We start from the raw sequence: 14,978 nt of genomic DNA, 5'->3' as shown, positions 1-14,978 counted from the left end.
ATCCGGGCGGGCCGGGGGGTCTGGGTGGGCCGGGCCGACGTGGTGGCGTCGGCTGCGGGACGGCGCTTGGCTGACGCCCCGTCGGAGGTGCTCGGGGTCGGCGCCTGCGGCGCGGAGGCAGACGGTGTCGTGGTCGATGGGGCGCCGGCGCGGGAGCGGGCCGCGCGACGGGCGGCCTGGGCTTGGCGTTTCGTGCGGGCGCGTGAGGGATTCGGGGAGTCCTGAGGCGGTGTCATGTGAGCCCCGCAGGGGGCGTTGAGGCCACGTGGAGGCTCGGTCGCATATATGAATTGTTGGAGCAAAGAGTGACAACTGCATGTTTTACGACAGATCGGGCGTGTCACGTGTCGACTCTTGACCATGGCGCTCTTCGACCGAACCGCTCTCCTCGCCGGTGCCGGCGCGGCTTTCGCGGGGTGGGGCATCGTGGCCGTGCCCGTGCTGCTGCTGTGGGTGGCGACGCCGTACGCCGACGGCGATCTGACGGCCGTTCCGCGGCTCGCGGCGGCGCTGTGGCTGCTCGGGCATGGGGGGCCGCTGCGCTGGGACGGGACGGCGGGGCACGCCGTGCTCGGTGTCGCTCCGTTGCTGGTGACGGCGCTCGTGGCGGGGCTGGTGCACCAGGCCGCGGCCCGGACCGGGCGGCGCAGGGACGTGGTGCTCGGCTACCTCGGGGTCGCGGTTCCCGCCGCATTGCTCGGGTTGGGGAGCGAACCACGGACGGAGCCGGTGCCGGATCTGCTCTGGGTGGGGCTGCTCGCCTTGCTCGCCGCGATGGCGGGGGCCCGCCGGAGTACGGGCGAGTGGGGCCTCGCCGCCGCCTGGCGCTCGGTGCGGGCGCGCGGGGAGTGGCTAGGGGTCTGGCCGGTGTTCGCGCCGGACGGAGCGTTGGCCCGGCGCCTGGAGCGGGCGCGCACGCTCGCGCCGCAGCGGGACGAGGCGCTGCGGGCGGGGCTCGCGGGAGCGTTCGCCCTGCTGGGCGGCGGCGCGGCGGTGCTGGCGGTCTCGATCCTGGTGCACCTCGGGGCGGCGGGGACGTCCGCGCAGTTGCTCGCGCCGGACCTGGCGGGACGGCTGTCGCTGATGCTGGTCTGCGTCGTACTCGTGCCGAACGCCGCGATCTGGTCCGGGGCCTACGCCCTCGGCACCGGGTTCACGTTGGGCGGGCATGCCGCCGCGTTCGGCTCGCAACCGTTGGCACCGCTGGCGCTGCCGCTGCTCGCGGACACGCCGACACCGGGACGGTCGGTCTTCGGCATCGCCGCACTCGTGGTGCCGTCGGCCTCGGGCGCGGTGGTCGGCTGGGCCCTCACGCGGGACGTCGCCAGGGAGACGGAAGAGATGGGAGAGGTAGGAAAGGCAGAAGAGGCGGGAGAGGCGGGAGAGGCAAGAGGGAGCACGGAGGCTGCTGAGTTCGCAGCGTCGGTGGGGCGTGCCCAGGTCGGGACGAGGCGCGGCTGGGCGGCCTTGGCGCTGGTCGTCCTCGGGGCGTCCGCCTGCACCGGACTGCTGGCGGGCGCCGCGGCCCAGTGGGCGGGCGGGACGCTGGGTGACGGTGTGCTGGCGCAGGTCGGCCCACCGGTCGGCTGGACCGCGCTGGCAGCGTTCGGCTGGACCTTCGCCGTCGCCCTGCCGACCGCCTTCCTGCTGAGCTGGATTCACCGTCGGCGGACGACTCCGAAGACGTCACACCGTCCTGACACCGGCGCCCCGGCCGCCGATGCCTCCCCTGCCGATACCGGCGTGCGCAAGGTGTCGCCGGTGTCGGCAGCGCTCGCGGCGGTGATCGACGGGGTCGACTGGGGTTTCCCGGACGAGGAGCCCGACCGGGGTCTCGCCGACACGGAGTCCGCCAGGACCGGCTCGGCTGCCGGCCCCGTCGCCGTCTCCGAGGTGCAGCCCGAGCCCCGGCCCGGGCCTGGGCAGGAGCCGGAGCAAGAACCCGAGCCCGACCGTGGCACAACGCCGGAACCCGACCCCGGCACAACGCAGGAGCCGGAGCCGTGGAGCTCCGCGTCGGCCACCCAGTGACGCCTCGGTCACGCCTCAGTGAGGGCAGCGATGTCGGACGTCTCAGCTGCCGTTGAGCTGCGTGAGCCACGCCGGCGGGCGCGGGGAGACCGAGGTCGCGCAGGCGTCGTAGGAGGTCTTGGTCAGGGCGTTCGCCTGGCAGTCGTAGTAGCTCTTGTAGTACAGCTGCACGCCGAAGACCGCGCCGACGAGCGCCAGGCTGACCGCGCCCGCGACGAGGCCGCCGAGGGCGGCCGGGACCTGCGGGCGGGTCGAGGGCGCGGGGTAGTACGGGGAGCTCTGCGGCATCGGCGCGGCCCCGGAGAGGGCGGCGGTCTTGGCCGAGGACGACGGCTTCACCTCGCCGCGCAGCGCGCTGACGCCCCAGTAGAGCGCGAGCGCACCCAGTAGCAGGGTGAGGTAGGGGACGCCGAGGACCATGAAGAAGAAGCCCCAGATGCCGCTGAGCAGGGCGAGCCGGGAGCGGCGCAGCACCGGGTCGTTGGGGTCGTAGCGCGGACCGGGCGGCGGGTAGGGGAAGCGGGGCAGTGGCGGCTGCTGGCCCTGGTAGCCGGGGCTCCACGGGTGCGGCGGCGGGACCTGGGCGCGGCCACGCGGCGGCGTGCCGGGCGCGCCGTCGGCACCTGGGGCCGGGGTGTTGCCTTCCGGCCGGGACGGCGGCGTGCCGTCTCCCGCATCGGGGCCCTGCCCGGACCCGGACCCGGATCCTGGCCGCGCGTCCCCGGGCCCGGCGGCCGACCCGAAGCCCGGCCTGCCGAACCCACCGGAGCCACTCGGCCCACCAGGCCCACCGGACCCGCCCGACCCACCGGACCCGCCCGACCCACGAGAGCCGCTCGACCCACCAGCCCCACCGGAACCGCCTGCACCGTTGGTCTCGTGCAGGCCGGCGGCGTGGGTGACCGGACCGCGCGGTTGCCAGGGACGGTCCGGCGCGCCCTCGGGCGGAGGGGCGAAGGGATCCCGCGCCGGGGCGCCGGTCTTGGTGGTGTCGCCGCTGTGGCCCATGGTCTTCGCCGTAACTCCTGATCGCCTGCCCGTACGCGGTGTGTGCACCGCGCGCGTACCTCTCGTCTGCGGACCCGTCTGCGGACCGCTCCCGTCGTAGTCCCGCAGGGACACCCTCTCACTTGGCGGGGCCCCGTGGCGTGCGACCCCAGGATGATCGTCGGTCGTCGGAACGGACCGGTCCCGGGGCCTCGGCGCGGGGCTTCGGCGCGGGTCGTGCGAGCGTGCCGGTAAAGTTGCTGACGGACGGCGCGCCCCCGAGGTTCCCGTCCGGTCCGCGGGACAGCCGCGGGCAGCCTTCGGCGGATGCGGATGCCGGTCACAGGATGACACCCCGCGTCGGCCACCGAATGAGCTCGACGCACGGCCCGGCGGCGCGACGCGTGCACGACGCGTGACGGCAGCGCAACGCAGCGCGGCACCGGACGGCGGAGGGCCCGACCCGAAGGACCGAGCTGTGGCTCTTGCGCCCGGAAGTGCACCGCTGGACTTCGTCGCACCCGCGGCGCCGGCCCGACTCGTGGTCCTGGTCTCCGGTTCCGGCACCAATCTCCAGGCGCTCATCGACGCGGCCGCCGATCCGGCCTACGGCGCGACGATCGTCGCCGTCGGAGCGGACCGTGACGGCATCGCGGGGCTGGAGCGGGCCGAGAAGGCGGGCATCCCCACCTTCGTGCACCGGGTGAAGGACTACCCCGAGCGCACCGACTGGGACGTCGCGCTGACCGACGCCACCGTCGGGTACGAGCCGGACCTGGTGGTCTCGGCCGGCTTCATGAAGATCCTCGGGGCGACGTTCATGCGCCGCTTCGAGGGCCGCATCGTCAACACCCACCCCGCCCTCCTCCCCGCCTTCCCCGGTGCGCACGGCGTGCGCGACGCGCTCGCGTACGGGGTCAAGGTGACCGGCTGCACCGTGCACCTGGTGGACGAGGGCGTGGACACCGGACCGATCATCGCCCAGGGCGTGGTCGAGGTCGCCGACTCGGACTACCAGGACGAGGGCGAGGCGCTCCACAAGCGCATCAAGAACGTCGAGCGGAAACTGCTCGTCGACGCCGTGGGACGGATGGCCCGCGAGGGCCACCGGGTCGACGGACGCCGGGTGCTGATCCCGGCGTCGGTCGGGTGACCGGACGCCGACCCACGGGACAACACATCAACCGCGCCGGCGGGGTGGTCATCTCGCCGGGGCATTGCAGAAGGATTCGGTAATGAGCTCAGGCAGCAACCAGCCGCAGCCCACCTCCGAGAACATTCGTCCCATCCGTCGGGCGCTCGTCAGCGTCTACGACAAGACCGGCCTGACGGAGCTGGCCCAGGGCCTGCACGCGGCCGGCGTCGAGCTGGTCTCCACCGGCTCGACCGCGGCGAAGATCGCCGGCGCGGGCGTGCCGGTCACTCCGGTCGAGGAACTGACCGGCTTCCCCGAGTGCCTCGACGGTCGCGTGAAGACCCTGCACCCGCGCGTGCACGCGGGCATCCTGGCCGACCTGCGCCTGGAGTCGCACCGCGCGCAGCTGGAGGAGCTGGGCGTCGCGCCGTTCGACCTCGTCGTCGTCAACCTCTACCCGTTCGCCGCGACCGTGGCCTCGGGCGCGACCCCGGACGAGTGCGTCGAGCAGATCGACATCGGCGGCCCGTCCATGGTCCGCGCGGCGGCGAAGAACCACCCGTCCGTCGCGGTGGTCACCTCGCCGGCGCGGTACGCGGACGTGCTGAAGGCCGTTGCCGACGGCGGTTTCGACCTGGCCGCCCGCAAGCGTCTGGCCGGTGAGGCGTTCGCGCACACCGCGGCCTACGACGTTGCCGTGGCCTCCTGGTTCGCCGACGGGTACGCGCCGACCGACGAGGAGCGTTTCCCGCAGTTCCTGGGCTCCACCTACGAGCGCGAGAACGTGCTGCGCTACGGCGAGAACCCGCACCAGGCCGCCGCGCTCTACGTGGACGGCAGCGGGAAGGGCATCGCCGCGGCCGAGCAGCTGCACGGCAAGGAGATGTCGTACAACAACTACGCCGACACGGACGCCGCGATCCGTGCCGCGTACGACCAGTCCGAGCCGTGCGTGGCCATCATCAAGCACGCCAACCCGTGCGGCATCGCGATCGGCGCGGACGTCGCCGAGGCGCACCGCAAGGCGCACGAGTGCGACCCGGTCTCGGCGTTCGGCGGCGTCATCGCTGTGAACCGACCGGTCACGGTCGCGCTGGCCGAGCAGATCGCGCCGATCTTCACCGAGGTCGTCTTCGCCCCGGACTACGAGCCGGGCGCGGTCGAGGTGCTGGCGCAGAAGAAGAACATCCGGGTGCTGCGCGGCACTCCGGCGCTGCCGGCGGTGGAGACCCGCGCGGTGACCGGCGGCATGCTGCTGCAGCAGGCCGACCGGATCGACGCGGCCGGTGACGACCCGTCGACGTGGACGCTGGCCTGCGGCGAGGCGCTGTCCGAGGCGGAGCTGGCCGAGCTGGCCTTCGCCTGGCGGGCCTGCCGCGCCGTCAAGTCGAACGCGATCCTGCTGGCCAAGGGCGGCGCCTCGGTGGGCGTCGGCATGGGCCAGGTCAACCGGGTCGACTCCGCGCGTCTGGCCGTGCAGCGGGCGGGCGAGCGCGCGCAGGGCTCCTACGCCGCCTCGGACGCGTTCTTCCCCTTCCCCGACGGGCTGGAGGTGCTGACCGAGGCCGGCGTCAAGGCCGTGGTGCAGCCGGGCGGTTCGGTCCGCGACGACCTGGTGGTGGAGGCCGCGAAGGCGGCCGGCGTCACCATGTACCTCACGGGGACGCGGCACTTCTTCCACTGAGGCGAAGTGACCTGATGTCATGACGAAGGCCCGCCGCTCCTCCTCGGTGCGGCGAGCCTTCGCCCTGTCACGGTGGCGCCAGGTCAGCTGGACTTGACGACCACGGTGTTCATGATCTTGTCGGCGAAGGTCTGCTTCTTCGCGTCCCACAGCGGCCACAGGTAGCCGATGCAGCAGATGCTGTCGAGGACGTGGGCGACCTCGCGCACGATCGCCGGACCGACCTGCAGCTGCTGGCCGTCGGCCTCGCGCACGCCGCGGATGTTGACGGCCTTCTGGCCCAGGGACTGGCCCATGGTGCCCTTCATCACGCCGATGCCGACCAGCACCAGGATGCTGACGAAGAAGCTCCCGGCCTCGTAGGCGCCCGTGTTGCTGCTGATGGTGCCGTCCGCGTTGATCGTGGTGGACGGGCCGTCGACGGCGAACAGGATGATGTACGGGATCAGCCCGACGACGATGGTGTCGATGAGGCGCGCCACCACGCGGGCGCCCCAGCTGGCGTACGAGTTCTGCACGTAGCCCGCGTACGGGTCCTGGCCGACCGGGTAGGACGGGTACTGGCCCTGCTGCGGGTAGCCGTAGGCCTGCTGCTGCGCGTACGGGTCCGCCGGAGGCTGCTGCGGGTAGCCATAGGCCGCCTGGTCCTGCGGCTGCTGCTGGGGGTAGCCATAACCCGGCTGCTGCGGCTGCTGACCGTAAGGGTTCTGCGGCTGCTGCGGCTGGCCGTAAGGGTTGTTCGGGTCGGGCGGGTAGCTCATGCTCGTGCCTCCGGGCAGGGATGCGTGGTGAGAAGTGGGTGTGCTGACAGGCGGTGAGATTATCGGAGTGCAGTGACGCTCAGGTGGGCAGAAAGCCGTATCGGTGCAATTGCCACAGCCAGGAGACCGCCGCCGCAGAGAAGATGACGATGTTCTTCTTCCGGGCGGGCAGCCGCCACCACCAAGCGCCGCCGCCCAACGGGGCGAACAGCAGGCCGAGACCGACCAGGACGGTCACGGGGTTGGCGGCGATCGCCGCGCCGACGTGACCGGCGCCCAGCTCCATGAAGACCGTGGTGCTGCCGCAGCCGGGACAGGGGATGCCGGTGAACCGGCGCAACGGGCAGAGCACGCCCGGATCATGGGTTCGGTGGACCTCCGCCGCCACGACGGCGACGACCGCTGCTCCGCCGCCACGGAGCAGTACCCGAAGAGGCCCCCCGTAACGACCGGCCGCGATCTCGGCCCAACGGCGCTCCAAAGCGGCGCGCCTGCCCAGGGCGAAAGCCTGGTCTGCGCTCACGTCCCCCCGTGCCCCCGTTCCTGCCTTCTTACTGCTCTTAACCGACACCCATCGTTGCGAGCGCCAGCCGCCGTGTCCACCTCGTTCGCAGGTCCACCACACGGTTGTGGCGTATTTGCAACCGGATCCCGACAGTCCATGTGCGATCATGCACGGTCGGGCTGTGACCCGACCCCTGACACGAGTGCTTCCGCGATCCGGGAGAATGGCTTCATGACCGCCCAGATTCTCGATGGCAAGGCCACCGCCGCCGCGATCAAGTCCGAGCTCGTCACCAGGATCGAGGCGCTGAAGGCGCGGGGGATCACCCCCGGCCTCGGCACCGTCCTCGTCGGTGACGACCCCGGCAGCCACGCCTACGTGCGCGGCAAGCACCGCGACTGCGCCCAGGTCGGCATCGCCTCCATCCAGCGCGAACTCCCCGCCGACGCGACCCAGGAGCAGGTCGAGGACGTCGTGCGCGAGCTCAACGCCGACCCGGCCTGCTCCGGCTACATCGTCCAGCTGCCGCTGCCCAAGCACCTGGACGAGAAGCGCGTGCTCGAGCTGATCGACCCGAACAAGGACGCCGACGGCCTGCACCCGATGAGCCTGGGCCGCCTGGTGCTGGGCGTCGAGGCGCCGCTGCCGTGCACCCCCTACGGCATCGTCGAGCTGCTGCGCCGCCACGGGATCGAGCTGAACGGCGCCAACGTCACCGTCGTCGGCCGCGGCATCACCGTGGGCCGCTCGATCGGCCTGCTGCTCACCCGCCGCAGCGAGAACGCGACGGTCACCCTCTGCCACACCGGCACCCGGAACCTGGACGAGCACCTGCTCGGCGCGGACATCATCGTCTCCGCCGCGGGCGTGCCGCACCTGATCAAGCCGGAGCACGTGCGCCCCGGCGCGACCGTGCTGGACGTCGGCGTCAGCCGCGTCGACGGCGTGTACACCGGTGACGTGGACCCGAAGGTCGCCGAGGTGGCCGGCTGGATCTCCCCGAACCCGGGCGGTGTCGGTCCGATGACCCGGGCCATGCTGCTCGCGAACGTCGTCGAGGCGGCGGAGCGGCAGGCCAGTGCAGCCCGCGACTGAGGGTGCCGACGAGATGGCACGCAAGCCCAAGGCGCAGCAGCGGCCGCCTGTGAAGACCACCGGGACGTTCCGTCCCGAGGGCGGCTCGGCCGCGGCCGGACGTGACCGGCCGGTGCCGGTGCGCCAGTGGCCGATCGTGGTGGTGCTGACCGTCGTGGGCGTGGGCCTGCTGGTGACCGCGCTGGACGCCTGGCGTGCCGGGATCGTCACGGTCGGTGTCGGGCTCCTGATCGGCGCGGTCCTGCGCGCGGTCCTGCCCGAGGTCGGGATGCTGGCGGTGCGCAGCCGGTTCACGGACATCGTGGTGATGGGCGTGCTGGGCCTGGTCATCGTCGTACTCGCGCTCGCGTCGCTCCCCGATCCGGTGATCCACCTGCCGTTCATGGGGCGTCTTGGGAGCATGGTTCACAGCGACGGCGGCGGCGACTGAGGGTTCACACCCTCGGCCCGACGGGCCTGGTCATACCGCTGTGAACTGGGCTGATGCCGGTTCGGCAGAACCGTGGCGGAAACGTGACGAAGGACTCCCGAGGGCGTGGCGAGGCCACGCCCTCGGTCCGGTCCGGTTGCGATAGCCTGACGCTGGTTCTCTCGATGTCGAGAGACGCGTCGGCGACTGCTGGAGAAGGTAGAAATGACCCGCACCCCCGTCAATGTCACCGTGACCGGCGCGGCCGGCCAGATCGGCTACGCGCTGCTGTTCCGCATCGCCTCCGGCCACCTGCTGGGCGCGGACGTGCCGGTGAAGCTGCGTCTGCTGGAGATCCCGCAGGGCGTCAAGGCCGCCGAGGGCACCGCGATGGAGCTCGACGACTGCGCCTTCCCGCTGCTCAAGGGCATCGACATCTTCGACGACCCGAACGCCGCGTTCGCCGGCGCCAACGTCGGCCTGCTGGTCGGCGCCCGTCCGCGTACCGCGGGCATGGAGCGCGGCGACCTGCTCTCCGCCAACGGCGGCATCTTCGGCCCGCAGGGCAAGGCCATCAACGACAACGCCGCGGACGACATCCGCGTCCTGGTCGTCGGCAACCCGGCCAACACCAACGCGCTGATCGCCCAGAACCACGCCCCCGACGTCCCGGCCGACCGCTTCACCGCGATGACCCGCCTGGACCACAACCGCGCCATCGCGCAGCTGGCCAAGAAGCTCGGCGTGGGCGTCGACGACGTCAAGCGCCTGACCATCTGGGGCAACCACTCCGCCACCCAGTACCCGGACATCTTCCACGCCGAGGTCGCCGGCAAGAACGCCGCCGAGGCCGTCGCCGACGAGAAGTGGCTGGCCGAGGAGTTCATCCCGACCGTCGCCAAGCGCGGCGCCGCCATCATCGACGCCCGTGGCGCCTCCTCCGCCGCCTCGGCCGCCAACGCCGCCATCGACCACGTCTTCACCTGGGTCAACGGCACCGCCGAGGGCGACTGGACCTCCGCCGGTGTCGTCTCCGACGGCTCCTACGGCGTGCCGGAGGGCCTCATGTCCTCGTTCCCGGTCACCGCGAAGAACGGCAAGTTCGAGATCGTCCAGGGCCTGGACATCAACGCGTTCTCCCGCGCCCGCATCGACGCCTCCGTCCAGGAGCTCATCGAGGAGCGCGACGCGGTCAAGGAGCTGGGTCTCATCTAAGACGGGGTCTCACCCGACTTACCCTGCCTTCGTTTCGAGGCCCGGCGGCTCATCGTCCGCCGGGCCTCGAACGTTCCCACCGGCGTGCCGTGGCCCTGCGCCGGGCCGCGCCCGGCGCACCACCACAGCACCTGCCCGCCCTCGGTGCGCGCATGCACGCCCAACCCGTGCTCGGGGCAGACCGGCCAGACGCGCCACAGGTGCTCCATGGCCGACTCCTGCGCCGCGTCCGCGACCTCGTGGAGCCCCGCCTCCGGCTGCTCCGGCAGCGGGTTGCCCTGCGCGCCCCAGGAGGGGAAGCCGACGTAGACCCCGTACTCGTCCAGCAGCAGCGCGAAGGGTTCGGCGTCCGGCTCGGTCGCCGCGAGGTCCCGGTTGAGCAGCACCAGCGCCTCGTGCCATTCGGGGTAGAAGTCTCGGTCCGTGAGCGTCTCCACGGCGGCAGGCTAGCGTCCCGTAGGCTGACGTGTGCCGCGACTGGCGCACGGGGAAGGAACCCCGAGGGAGCGGCGAGCGCATCACCGCCGGACTGCCGTACGCCTGGGCAGCCGGGTCGGACTGGACTACGACGGACGTAGAGCCAGACAGAGACCCGGAGGAGTGCTGCCATGTCGCATCTCGCCCACGTCGACCCCGAGATCGCCGCGCTGGTCGTCGCCGAGGAGCAGTTGCAGGCCGACACGCTGCGTCTGATCCCCAGTGAGAACTACGTCTCGCACGCCGTGCTGGAGGCCACCGGCACCGTCCTGCAGAACAAGTACTCCGAGGGCTACCCGGGCAAGCGCTACTACGAGGGCCAGCGACACATCGACCAGGTCGAGACGCTGGCGATCGAGCGCGCCAAAGCGCTGTTCGCGATGGACCACGCCAACGTCCAGCCCTACTCGGGCTCCCCGGCCAACCTGGCCGTCTACCTGGCGTTCCTCAAGCCCGGCGACACCGTGATGGGCATGGCGCTGCCGATGGGCGGCCACCTCACGCACGGCTGGGGCGTCTCCGCGACGGGTACCTGGTTCCGCGGCGTGCAGTACGGGGTGGAGCGCGGGACCGGCCGCGTCGACCTCGACAAGGTGCGCGAGCTGGCGCTCGCCGAGCGGCCCAAGCTGATCTTCTGCGGCGGCACGGCCGTGCCGCGCACCATCGACTTCGCCGGCTTCGCCGAGATCGCCCGCGAGGTGGGCGCGGTGCTGGTCGCGGACGTGGCCCACATCGCCGGCCTGATCGCGGGCGGCGCGCACCCCTCCCCGGCCGGGCACGCCGACGTCGTCTCCACCACGACGCACAAGACGCTGCGCGGTCCGCGCGGCGCGATGCTGCTCTCCACCGAGGAGCACGCGAAGGCGATCGACCGCGCCGTCTTCCCCGGTCTCCAGGGCGGCCCGCACAACCACACCACCGCCGCGATCGCCGTCGCGCTCAAGGAGGCGTCGGGCGAGGACTTCCGCGTCTACGCCCGCCAGGTCGTCGCCAACGCGCAGCAGCTCGGCGAGCAGCTGGCCGCGCGCGGCTTCGACCTCGTCTCCGGCGGCACCGACAACCACCTGCTGCTGATCGACCTGACCGGCAAGGACGTCCCCGGCAAGGTCGCCGCGAAGGCGCTCGACCGCGCCGGCATCGTGGTGAACTACAACACCGTCCCCTACGACACCCGCAAGCCCTTCGACCCGTCCGGCATCCGCATCGGCACGCCCGCGCTCACCTCGCGCGGCATCCCGACGAGCGAGATGGCCGCCGTCGCGGAGTGGATCGACCTGGTCGTGGGCGCGGCCCGAAGCGGGGACGAGGCGACGATCGCGAAGGTCCGCGCCGACGTCAAGGCGCTGATGGACGCCTACCCGGCACCGGGACTGTCCGTCCGGTAGGCGTCGGACAGGCGGCCGGACCACGGCCCGGGGGTCCCTACACTGGCCCGGTGAGTGAGACGTTGCGCGATGCCGGGCTGGTCCTTCTCTTCATCCTGATCGGCGGGATCTTCAACATCGCGGAGATCTCGCTGATCTCCCTGCGCGAGGGTCAGATCCGCGCGCTCGCCGAGCGCGGCACCAAGCGGGCGGCGCGGGCGGCGCACCTGGCCTCGGACCCCAACCGCTTCCTCGCGTCGGTGCAGGTCGGCGTCACCTGCATGGGCTTCCTCTCGGCGGCGTTCGGCGCGGACACCCTCGCCAAGAAGCTCTCGCCGGTCTTCGTCGGCTGGGGCATGGACAGCGGCGTCGCCGACACCCTCGCCTTGGTCCTGCTCACGCTGCTGATCTCGTACGTCTCCCTGGTGCTCGGCGAGCTCACGCCGAAGCGGATCGGCCTGCAGCGCGCGGAGTCGATCGCGCTGACGGCCGCGCCGCTGGTGGACGTCATCTCCCGGGTGCTGCGCCCGGTGATCTGGCTGCTGTCGGTCTCCACCAACCTGATGGTCCGCCTGCTCGGCGGGGACCCGCAGGCCGGACGCAACGCGATCAGCTCCGAGGAGCTGCGCGGCCTGGTGGCCGCCAGCACCGAGCTGGGCTCGGACGAACGCCAGCTGATCGGCGAGGTCTTCGCCGCGGGTGAGCGCCAGCTGCGCGAGGTGATGGTGCCGCGCACGGAGGTCACCTTCCTCGACGCCTCCCGCTCGGTCGCCGAGGTCCGCGACGAGGTGCGCGCGTATCCCCACTCGCGCTACCCGGTCGTGGACGGCTCCTACGACCTCGTGGTCGGCTTCGTCCACGTCCGCGACCTGTACCGGGCGGACGCCGTCGGCGCGGTGCGCGACATCGCCCGCCCCGTGAAGCTGCTGCCCGCGACGAAGCGTGTCCTGCCGTCGATGTCGGAGATGCGTCACGAGGGCCACCACCTGGCGATCGTGGTCGACGAGTACGGCGGCACCGCCGGCATCGTCACCCTGGAGGACCTCGTCGAGGAGGTCATCGGCGAGATCCGCGACGAGTACGACTCCCAGGAGCTCTCGACGACACGACGCCTCGCCGGCGGCTCCATCGAGGTCGACGGGCTGCTGAACCTCTCCGACTTCGAGGAGGAGACGGGCGTCGAACTCCCGGAGGGACCGTACGAGACGGTGGCGGGCTACGTGGTCGCCGAACTCGGCCGCCTGCCGCTGGAGGGGGACCGGATCACCACCCCCGACGGCTACCTCCTGGAGGTCGCCCGCCTGGACGGCCGCCGCGTCGACCGCGTCCGCGTCACCACGCCGCCCGAGGCGCCCGCGGAGTAGCGCCTCCGGCGCCCTTCGGAACGGACCCCGGAGGCACACGGCTCACCAGGACGGTCGACGGCCCGGCCGTGTGCGGGTGAAGACGCACGCGGTGCGCGGCGCCGGGCGCCGTCCGCTCCCCGCGGTCCCTCTGGACAGGCGCCTGCCGCCGGGCGCATTTTCCGCTCCCCGCGGGCGCCCTCCGTCGTTGCCCGGCCCCGGCCTTCGGCCCCGGCCCCGGCCCTGGCCTTCGGCCCCGGCCCCGACACCGGCCCTGGCCTTCGGCCCCGGTCCCGGCCCTGGTCTTCGGTCCCGGCCCTGGCCCTGGTCTTCGGTCCCGGCCTCGGCCTGGCCTTCGGCCCCGGCCCTGGTCTTCGGCCGCGGCCCCGGCCCTGGCCTTCGGCCCCGGCCCTGGTCTTCGGCCGCGGCCTCGGCCTGGCCTTCGGCCCTGGCCCTGGTCTTCGGTCCCGGCCTCGGCCTGGCCTTCGGCCCTGGCCCTGGTCTTCGGTCCCGGCCTCGGCCTCGGCCTTCGGCCCCGGCCCTGGCCCCGGCCCCCGGCCGGGAGGCGTGCGTCAGCAGGATCCCATCACCGGGATCCCAGCAGCCGGCCGAGGCGCAGCCGCAGGACGCGGCGCAGGGTGATGCGCGCTGCCCAGACCTCCAACTCGCCGCGTGGGCCCGTCTTCGGGGTGAGGCGGTAGACGCGGCCCGCGTGCCAGACCCTGCGTTGGCGCAGGGCCGTCTCGGGCGTGATCCGGCCCGGGACGCTGCGGCCCGCGTAACTCGCCTCCAGACGCAGCGTGCTGCGCTGTCGCGGCAGCAGCTCCCGCAGGGGGATGACCGTCTCGTCGTCCGCGGCGACGTGGCCGAGGGTGTCCGACAGCCAGGTCACCGGCGCGGACACGAGCCCGGGAAGCGCACGCGAGGTGTGAACCCGCAGGCCCTGTGCCGACCACGACGCCGTCGCCGTGAGCGGTTCCGGCAGTTCGCCGTGGTCGCACTCGTGTCGCACAAGTTCCGTCAACTCCTCGGTGAGCCCGTGCTGCAGGCAGTGCAGCTTCAGCCGCTGGGGCTCGGTGCAGCGGGCCCGGATCGCGTCGGTCAGGTGCGCGCGCACGAGTTCGCCGGCCGCGGCCGCCAACTGCCGCCGCTCCTCCGGTTCCAGCAGCAGGAACTCGCGCCCGAAGAGGTTGACCAGGTCGCTGCGGATGTAGCGGTCGTTGACCTCGTCGCGCACCGGGCCGGCGGCCGTGAACCGGAGGACGACGGCCACGCCCGCCGCGGTGCCGCGCAGGCGGTCGGCGAGGCGGGCGGTGGTGGTGATGTTGCTGCGGTCCTCGCGGGCCAGCAGGTAGTAGTAGTCGTAGTCCGCCAGAACGGAGATCCGGCGGGCCCGGAAGAAGGCTTCGAGGACCAGGGGCGTGTCGCTGTAGACCGGCAGGTCCTCGGGGAAGCGCAGGCCGTGACGGCTCAGCAGCTCGCGCCGGAACAGCTTGCCGGGGGAGAGGGACCACGCCAGGGCGCAGCCGGGGAAGCGGACGTCCTCGACGGTCTCCCGGAACAGCTCAGGCGAGACCCAGCGTCCGTTCACGCCGACGACGCGGCCGACGACCACGTCGGAGCCGAGCCGGTCGGCTGCCGCCGTGAGGCGGGCGAGCGCCTCCGCGCCGAGCCGGTCGTCGGAGTCGAGGAAGAACACGTAGCGGCCGCGGGCCTCGCGCAGCGCGGCGTTGCGGGCGCGGGCGGGGCCGCCGCGCGCGGGCAGGGCGAGCACCCGGACCGTCCCGGGCCAGGACGCGGCCAGCGCGCGCAGCTCCTCGCCGCTGCCGTCGGTGGAGCCGTCGTCGACGGCCAGGACCTCCAGCTCGCCGGGGGCGAGGGTCTGCGCCCGCAGGGACGCGAACCACGGGCCGAGGTACTCCCGCGTGTCGTGAACGGGTGTGATCACCGTCACCAGGGGTGGCGTCATCGG

General features: G+C 72.7%; 13 protein-coding genes and 1 riboswitch. Of the genes, 8 read left to right on the top strand and 5 right to left on the bottom strand.

Annotated elements, in window-relative coordinates; translation table 11 throughout:
• Positions 1 to 360: 360 nt before the first annotated feature.
• On the top strand, positions 361 to 2,031 hold the full coding sequence (locus TR50_RS42500; RefSeq protein WP_052440971.1) for a cell division protein PerM: 1,671 nt from the start codon (positions 361 to 363) through the stop codon (positions 2,029 to 2,031).
• A 42-nt stretch (positions 2,032 to 2,073) separates the two neighbouring features.
• Here the strand turns inward: TR50_RS42500 and TR50_RS48695 are convergent, their stop codons facing one another.
• A complete protein-coding gene (locus TR50_RS48695; RefSeq protein ID WP_052440970.1) occupies positions 2,074 to 2,505 on the bottom strand; it encodes a hypothetical protein in 432 nt (143 codons plus the stop codon).
• A gap of 991 nt (positions 2,506 to 3,496) precedes the next feature.
• Between TR50_RS48695 and purN the strand changes: the two genes are divergently transcribed.
• Both purN and purH read left to right on the top strand, forming a co-directional pair.
• Positions 3,497 to 4,171 (top strand): phosphoribosylglycinamide formyltransferase, encoded by a 675-nt coding sequence (purN, locus tag TR50_RS13480; RefSeq protein WP_084700197.1) that lies wholly within the window; start codon positions 3,497 to 3,499, stop codon positions 4,169 to 4,171.
• Between the two features lie 82 nt (positions 4,172 to 4,253).
• The gene (gene purH / locus TR50_RS13475; RefSeq protein WP_042420089.1) at positions 4,254 to 5,837 is read left to right on the top strand and encodes a bifunctional phosphoribosylaminoimidazolecarboxamide formyltransferase/IMP cyclohydrolase; all 1,584 of its coding nucleotides are present in this window, start codon (positions 4,254 to 4,256) and stop codon (positions 5,835 to 5,837) included.
• A gap of 83 nt (positions 5,838 to 5,920) precedes the next feature.
• Here the strand turns inward: purH and TR50_RS13470 are convergent, their stop codons facing one another.
• Together TR50_RS13470 and TR50_RS44125 are read right to left on the bottom strand one after the other, a co-directional pair.
• The gene (locus TR50_RS13470; RefSeq protein ID WP_042420087.1) at positions 5,921 to 6,598 is read right to left on the bottom strand and encodes an RDD family protein; all 678 of its coding nucleotides are present in this window, start codon (positions 6,596 to 6,598) and stop codon (positions 5,921 to 5,923) included.
• Positions 6,599 to 6,677: 79 nt separating this feature from the next.
• Positions 6,678 to 7,121 (bottom strand): DUF2752 domain-containing protein, encoded by a 444-nt coding sequence (locus tag TR50_RS44125; RefSeq protein WP_201776821.1) that lies wholly within the window; start codon positions 7,119 to 7,121, stop codon positions 6,678 to 6,680.
• Positions 7,122 to 7,334: 213 nt separating this feature from the next.
• Here TR50_RS44125 and TR50_RS13460 point away from each other — a divergent pair, with 213 nt between their 5' ends.
• From TR50_RS13460 to TR50_RS13450, 3 genes are all read left to right on the top strand, one after another.
• Positions 7,335 to 8,198, top strand: coding sequence for a bifunctional methylenetetrahydrofolate dehydrogenase/methenyltetrahydrofolate cyclohydrolase (locus TR50_RS13460; protein WP_042420080.1), 864 nt, complete (start codon positions 7,335 to 7,337; stop codon positions 8,196 to 8,198).
• A 13-nt stretch (positions 8,199 to 8,211) separates the two neighbouring features.
• Positions 8,212 to 8,628, top strand: coding sequence for a DUF3017 domain-containing protein (locus TR50_RS13455; RefSeq protein WP_084700236.1), 417 nt, complete (start codon positions 8,212 to 8,214; stop codon positions 8,626 to 8,628).
• Between the two features lie 204 nt (positions 8,629 to 8,832).
• Positions 8,833 to 9,822, top strand: coding sequence for a malate dehydrogenase (locus tag TR50_RS13450; protein ID WP_042420078.1), 990 nt, complete (start codon positions 8,833 to 8,835; stop codon positions 9,820 to 9,822).
• Here the strand turns inward: TR50_RS13450 and TR50_RS13445 are convergent.
• Entirely contained in the window at positions 9,819 to 10,259 is a 441-nt protein-coding gene (locus TR50_RS13445) for a hypothetical protein (RefSeq protein ID WP_052440969.1), read from the bottom strand. The genes TR50_RS13450 and TR50_RS13445 overlap by 4 nt on opposite strands.
• A gap of 26 nt (positions 10,260 to 10,285) precedes the next feature.
• Positions 10,286 to 10,375: riboswitch (ZMP/ZTP riboswitch) on the top strand.
• A 55-nt stretch (positions 10,376 to 10,430) separates the two neighbouring features.
• On the opposite strand from TR50_RS13445, the gene glyA reads away from it, so the two are divergent.
• Positions 10,431 to 11,684, top strand: a complete 1,254-nt coding sequence (gene glyA / locus TR50_RS13440) for a serine hydroxymethyltransferase (RefSeq protein WP_042420076.1) — start codon at positions 10,431 to 10,433, stop codon at positions 11,682 to 11,684.
• A 50-nt stretch (positions 11,685 to 11,734) separates the two neighbouring features.
• A complete protein-coding gene (locus TR50_RS13435) occupies positions 11,735 to 13,027 on the top strand; it encodes a hemolysin family protein (RefSeq protein WP_042420074.1) in 1,293 nt (430 codons plus the stop codon).
• A 565-nt stretch (positions 13,028 to 13,592) separates the two neighbouring features.
• On the opposite strand, the gene TR50_RS13430 is transcribed toward TR50_RS13435, so the two are convergent.
• Positions 13,593 to 14,975 (bottom strand): glycosyltransferase family 2 protein, encoded by a 1,383-nt coding sequence (locus TR50_RS13430; protein WP_042420071.1) that lies wholly within the window; start codon positions 14,973 to 14,975, stop codon positions 13,593 to 13,595.
• Positions 14,976 to 14,978 lie beyond the last annotated feature (3 nt).

This window comes from Streptacidiphilus anmyonensis (genome assembly GCF_000787855.1).
GTDB lineage: Bacteria > Actinomycetota > Actinomycetes > Streptomycetales > Streptomycetaceae > Streptacidiphilus > Streptacidiphilus anmyonensis.
Note: the sequence above shows the minus strand (reverse complement) of the source record. Positions and strands in the feature narration are given on the sequence as shown.

What these genes read in the sequence shown, in the direction of transcription:
- TR50_RS42500 (WP_052440971.1), top strand. Translation starts at nt 361, where the DNA reads ATGGCGCTCTTCGACCGAACCGCTCTCCTCGCCGGTGCCGGCGCGGCT.
- purH (WP_042420089.1), top strand. Translation starts at nt 4,254, where the DNA reads ATGAGCTCAGGCAGCAACCAGCCGCAGCCCACCTCCGAGAACATTCGT.
- TR50_RS13470 (WP_042420087.1), bottom strand. Translation starts at nt 6,598, where the DNA reads ATGAGCTACCCGCCCGACCCGAACAACCCTTACGGCCAGCCGCAGCAG.
- TR50_RS13460 (WP_042420080.1), top strand. Translation starts at nt 7,335, where the DNA reads ATGACCGCCCAGATTCTCGATGGCAAGGCCACCGCCGCCGCGATCAAG.
- TR50_RS13455 (WP_084700236.1), top strand. Translation starts at nt 8,212, where the DNA reads ATGGCACGCAAGCCCAAGGCGCAGCAGCGGCCGCCTGTGAAGACCACC.
- TR50_RS13450 (WP_042420078.1), top strand. Translation starts at nt 8,833, where the DNA reads ATGACCCGCACCCCCGTCAATGTCACCGTGACCGGCGCGGCCGGCCAG.
- glyA (WP_042420076.1), top strand. Translation starts at nt 10,431, where the DNA reads ATGTCGCATCTCGCCCACGTCGACCCCGAGATCGCCGCGCTGGTCGTC.
- TR50_RS13430 (WP_042420071.1), bottom strand. Translation starts at nt 14,975, where the DNA reads ATGACGCCACCCCTGGTGACGGTGATCACACCCGTTCACGACACGCGG.